We start from the raw sequence: 5,418 nt of genomic DNA, 5'->3' as shown, positions 1-5,418 counted from the left end.
GCTTGGTCAGAAGCACGCGACCAGTCAGATTATAAGATTTTCCAACCACATCTAGAAGAAATTATTGCGTACAAGAAAAAATTCATTGGTTATTGGGGCGAAAAAGCAACCGCCTATGATACACTACTAGATCAATTCGAACCAGGAATGACCGTAGCTATCCTTGACGAGGTTTTTGCAGAGGTTCGTGAAGCAGTGATTGATTTACTTAAACAAACGCAAGCTGCGCCAAATCAGCCCAAGTCTAATTTGCTGGAACGTTCATTTGCCAAGGATAAACAAATTGCGTTTAGCCGTGAAATATTGACTAAAATGGGTTTTGATTTTGAAGCGGGGCGTATCGATGACACCATTCATCCTTTTGCGATTACAATGAATCAAGGCGATGTGCGAATTACAACGCGTTACGATGAAATGAATTTTAAAATGGCTGTGCTTGGCTTGATTCATGAAGGCGGTCATGCCATTTATGAACAAAATATCGCGCCGGAATATGATGGAACACCATTATCTGAAGGTGTATCGATGGGGATTCACGAATCACAATCACTCTTTTATGAAATTATCTTAGGTTCAAGCCGCGCTTTTTGGGAAGATAATTATGCGCGTTTCCAACACTATGCTGCACCATCGTTCGATGATGTTTCTTTTGAGTCATTCTATGAAGCGTTAAATGTGACTGAACCGTCACTCGTTCGTATTGAAGCTGACATATTAACCTATGCATTGCATATTATTATCCGCTATGAAATTGAAAAAGCGATATTTAACGATGATTTAGATGTTAAAGAGCTTCCAACAGTTTGGAAGGCTAAGTATAAAGAGTACCTCGGTATCGAGCCAAAAAACGATTTAGAAGGCATTTTACAAGATATTCATTGGGCGGGTGGCGATTTTGGCTATTTCCCTTCTTATTTGCTTGGTTTGCTTAATGCTGCACAGTTAGAAGTCGCAATGCGTCAAACGATTGATATTGAGGCAACCGTTGCTACAGGAGACTATACAGTTATTAAAAACTGGTTGACAGAAAACGTCCATCAATTCGGTAAAGCAAAAGAACCATTAGCTATTATGGTTGATGCAACAGGGGAAAAATTAAATCCAAAATACCTCATTGACTTCTTGACAAAACGATACAAAGATGTCTATAAACTAAAATAAATTTTCAAAAAAAATTCTATAAAAATATTTTAATTGTGCAAACATGCGTGGTAATTGACTTCTTCTTGTCAAGTGTTTTTTTGAGAAGACAGAACACTACATTTTGTGTTTATGATATGATAGAATAGTTTTTGTACACAATATGATGTTATGTGAAAGAAAGCGTTCCTGTCGTTTTAGGTTATCAAACGAGCTGCGGGAAGGTCTTTTCTTTTTTTGTAACGAAGGAGGAGCAGAACGTGAGTAAAACAATTGTATATACGAAATACGGGTGTCCACAATGTGATATGACGAAAACATTATTAGCAGGTGAAGGTATTGATTTCGAGATACGCAATGTGATGGATGATGAAAAAGCTTTAGCATTCTTGAAAGATAGTGGTTACAGCAGTACACCAGTTACTTTTAAAGATGGCTTTGATCCGATTGTTGGCTTTGCTCCAGATAAATTAAAAGGATTAGCTGATTAGAATGATTGTTGTTTATATGACTTTGACTGGTCAGTCAAGGCGATTTGTCAATAAACTACCATTTGAAAGCTATGAATTATCGACAGCTTTTCCATCTAAAGAAATGACAACGGATTTTGTTGTTGTTGCACCTACTTATGATTATGAAATGACAAGTATTATCGATGATTTTATCGATTACAAAAATAATGGTCACTTTTTTAAGGGAGTAGCAGGAAGTGGTAATATCAACTTTGCGGATTTATTTGTCTTCACTGCGAGGGATATTGCTAAGAAATACAATGTACCGATTATCGCTGAATTTGAATTTAGCGGTACTGAAACGGACGTTGAAAAATTTATTAAAGGGGTTGAGTCGATTGGAAACACCTCGTTTACAGAGTAAACCAAAAGAAATAACATATTTTAAGCTTAACAATGAATTGAATCGACCTGTTGATGGTAAGATTCCTTTAAACAAAGATCGTGAAGCAGTTCATGCCTATTTTTTAGAGCATGTTAATCCAAACACTGTTTTTTTCCACTCATTACAAGAAAAATTACATTATTTAATTAATAATGATTATATTGAACGTGAATTTATTGAACTTTATTCAGGTGAATTTGTGAAAAAAGTTTTCCAAAAAGCCTATGCAAAAAAATTCCGTTTCCGCTCGTTCATGGGAGCGCATAAATTTTATACACAGTATGCTTTAAAAATGAATGATGGTGAGCGTTATTTAGAACGTTATGAAGACCGAGTATCATTTAATGCTTTATACTTTGCAAATGGTGATGAAGAATTAGCGCTTGATTTAGTTGACGAAATGATTCATCAACGTTATCAACCAGCAACGCCTTCATTCCTTAATGCAGGACGTAAACGTCGAGGAGAACTTGTTTCGTGTTTCTTGATTCAAGCAACCGATGATATGAACAGTATTGGACGTATTGTTAACTCAGCATTACAACTTTCACGTATTGGTGGTGGTGTTGGAGTATCTCTTTCTAACCTACGTGCAGCTGGTGATCCAATCAAGGGTTACGAAGGTGCCGCAAGCGGTGTCGTTCCTGTTATGAAGATTCTTGAAGATTGCTTTAGTTATAGTAATCAACTTGGTCAACGTCAAGGAGCAGGTGCTGTATACCTAAGTGTCTTCCATCCTGATGTCGTATCTTTCTTAGCAACTAAAAAAGAAAATGCGGATGAAAAAATCCGTGTTAAAACACTTTCACTTGGGCTAGTTGTTCCAGATAAATTTTATGACTTGGCTAAAAATGATGATTTTATGTATCTTTTCAGTCCTTATGATGTTGAGCGTGTATATGGAAAACCATTTTCATACGTTGATATCACAGCAGAATATGAGGCAATGGTTAACAACCCTGACATTCAAAAATCAAAAATTCGCGCACGTGAGTTAGAGACAGAAATCTCTAAATTACAACAAGAATCAGGTTATCCGTATGTTATTAACATCGATACTGTTAATAAGGAAAACCCTGTTGATGGTAAAATTGTTATGAGTAACCTCTGTTCAGAAATTTTACAAGTACAAAAACCATCAATCATTAATGATGATCAAACGTACGAAGAAATGGGAACAGATATTAGCTGTAACCTCGGATCTTCAAATATTGTTAACTTAATGGCTTCGCCAGACTTTGGTAAGTCTGTTCGAACAATGACACGTGCTTTAACATTTGTTACTGATTCATCATCAATTGAAGCAGTACCTTCAATCAAAAAAGGTAATGATTTAGCACATACAATTGGTTTGGGTGCAATGGGATTACACACGTATCTTGCGATGAATAAAATGTCATATGGTTCAGAAGAATCACTTGATTTTACCAATATCTACTTCTTGTTATTAAATTATTGGACATTAGTTGAAAGTAATAACATTGCTAAAAATCGTAATGAAACTTTTGCTGGATTTGAAAAATCTAAATATGCTGATGGTTCATACTTTGATAAATATACAGATAAAACATGGGCGCCAGAAACAGATAAGGTAAAAGACATCTTTAAAGATATCTTTGTTCCAACGCCTGAAGACTGGGCTGCCTTACGTACTGAGATTATGGCAACTGGTTTATACAACCAAAACCGTCTTGCAGTAGCTCCTAACGGCTCTATTTCATATGTGAATGAAACAAGTGCATCATTGCACCCAATCACGCAACGTATCGAAGAACGCCAAGAGAAAAAAACAGGTAAAACTTATTACCCAGCGCCTTATCTTTCGGATGAAACGATTCCTTATTATACATCTGCTTATGATATGGATATGCGTCGAGTGATTGATGTTTATGCAGCAGCACAACAACATATTGATCAAGGTATGAGTTTAACGTTGTTCATGCGTTCGACAATGTCGACTGAGATTTATGAATGGAAAAAATCTGAGAAACAAACAACACGTGACTTAACAATCCTACGTCACTACGCACATCGCCAAGGTATTAAATCGCTTTACTACATTAGAACATATACTGACGATGCTGAAGAAGTGGGAAGCAACGATTGTGAAAGCTGCTCAATCTAAAGCAAGCGCATGTGAGAAGGAAGGGGTAATACCAGTGACTACTAACAATAAAGCATATACAGCAATTAACTGGAACGAGATTGAAGATGTTCTTGATAAAAAAACATGGGAGAAATTAACTGAGCAATTTTGGTTAGATACACGAATCCCTATTTCAAATGATTTAGATGACTGGCGTTCACTTTCTGATGTTGAAAAACATCTTGTTGAGCGTGTGTTCGGTGGTTTAACATTATTGGATACATTACAATCACAAGATGGTATGGCATCATTACGTGAATCTGTACGTACACCTCATGAAGAAGCAGTATATAATAATATTCAATTTATGGAGTCTGTTCACGCAAAAAGTTATTCATCAATTTTCAGTACACTTAATACACCAAAAGAAATCAATGAAATTTTCTCATGGACAAATACCAATGAATTCTTACAGAAAAAAGCATTGATGATCAATGAAGTGTATCAAAATGGTACAGCTCTTGAAGCGAAAGTTGCCAGCGTTTTTCTTGAAAGCTTCTTATTCTATTCTGGTTTTTATACGCCGCTTTACTTCTTAGGTAACAACAAGCTACCTAACGTAGCGGAGGTTATTAAACTTATCATTCGTGATGAAAGTGTTCATGGAACTTACATAGGTTATAAATTCCAGTTAACATTTAATGAAACAAGCGAAGCAGAGCAAGAAAAATTAAAAGGTTGGGTTTATGCTTTCCTTTATGAACTTTATGAAAATGAAGTGAAGTACACTGAATCTTTATATGATGCAGTTGGTTGGACAGAAGACGTTAAGATCTTCTTGCGCTACAATGCAAATAAAGCCTTGGCTAATATGGGCTTCAGCCCACTTTTCCCAGATACTGCCGATGATGTGAGCCCAATCGTTATGAATGGATTATCTACTGGAACAAACAACCATGATTTCTTCTCACAAGTGGGAAATGGTTATTTACTTGGACAAGTAGAATCAATGTCTGACAGCGATTACCTCATCTAATCGTATACTTTTAAACTAATAAAAAGATATAAAAACATCCTATCAGTACATTACTTTGAAAAAAGTTTTGCTGAGAGGGTGTTTTTTTGTGCTACTATCGTAGCGAATTTATTCGCTTTACGAGAGTAGTATGGGTGCTGACATTGTGCGAATTTATGAGCTTACAAAGACAGTATGGGACGGAAATTGCGATAGCAATTGAGTACCAAACCTTCAATAAATTGAGTACCACACCTTGTGTTAATGTCATGAGAGTAGG

At 36.0% G+C, this 5,418-nt stretch carries 5 protein-coding genes; all 5 read left to right on the top strand.

All coding sequences use genetic code 11. The annotated features are described in order from the left end of the window. Positions 1-1,161: carboxypeptidase M32 (locus tag IKV95_RS01495; RefSeq protein ID WP_287451336.1), on the top strand; the 1,161-nt coding region annotated here is incomplete at its 5' end. A 239-nt stretch (positions 1,162-1,400) separates the two neighbouring features. Then, complete coding sequence (locus IKV95_RS01490; protein ID WP_029092600.1) at positions 1,401-1,631, top strand: glutaredoxin family protein; 231 nt, start codon at positions 1,401-1,403, stop codon at positions 1,629-1,631. Between the two features lies 1 nt (position 1,632). Then, positions 1,633-2,016, top strand: a complete 384-nt coding sequence (gene nrdI, locus IKV95_RS01485) for a class Ib ribonucleoside-diphosphate reductase assembly flavoprotein NrdI (protein WP_069119233.1) — start codon at positions 1,633-1,635, stop codon at positions 2,014-2,016. Continuing rightward, positions 1,991-4,162 carry a class 1b ribonucleoside-diphosphate reductase subunit alpha gene (gene nrdE, locus IKV95_RS01480; RefSeq protein WP_227002013.1) on the top strand — a complete coding sequence of 724 codons (2,172 nt, stop codon included), beginning with the start codon at positions 1,991-1,993 and terminating at the stop codon, positions 4,160-4,162. Before nrdI ends, nrdE begins: the two co-directional genes overlap by 26 nt. Next, complete coding sequence (nrdF, locus tag IKV95_RS01475) at positions 4,116-5,159, top strand: class 1b ribonucleoside-diphosphate reductase subunit beta (RefSeq protein WP_081313409.1); 1,044 nt, start codon at positions 4,116-4,118, stop codon at positions 5,157-5,159. The genes nrdE and nrdF overlap by 47 nt, the downstream gene beginning before the upstream one ends. The last annotated feature ends 259 nt before the right edge of the window (positions 5,160-5,418 follow it).

The organism is Brochothrix sp., assembly GCF_017549435.1.
GTDB classification, from domain to species: domain Bacteria; phylum Bacillota; class Bacilli; order Lactobacillales; family Listeriaceae; genus Brochothrix; species Brochothrix thermosphacta.
The sequence above is the reverse complement of the archived record's forward strand: the minus strand, read 5'-3'. Positions and strand labels throughout refer to the sequence as shown.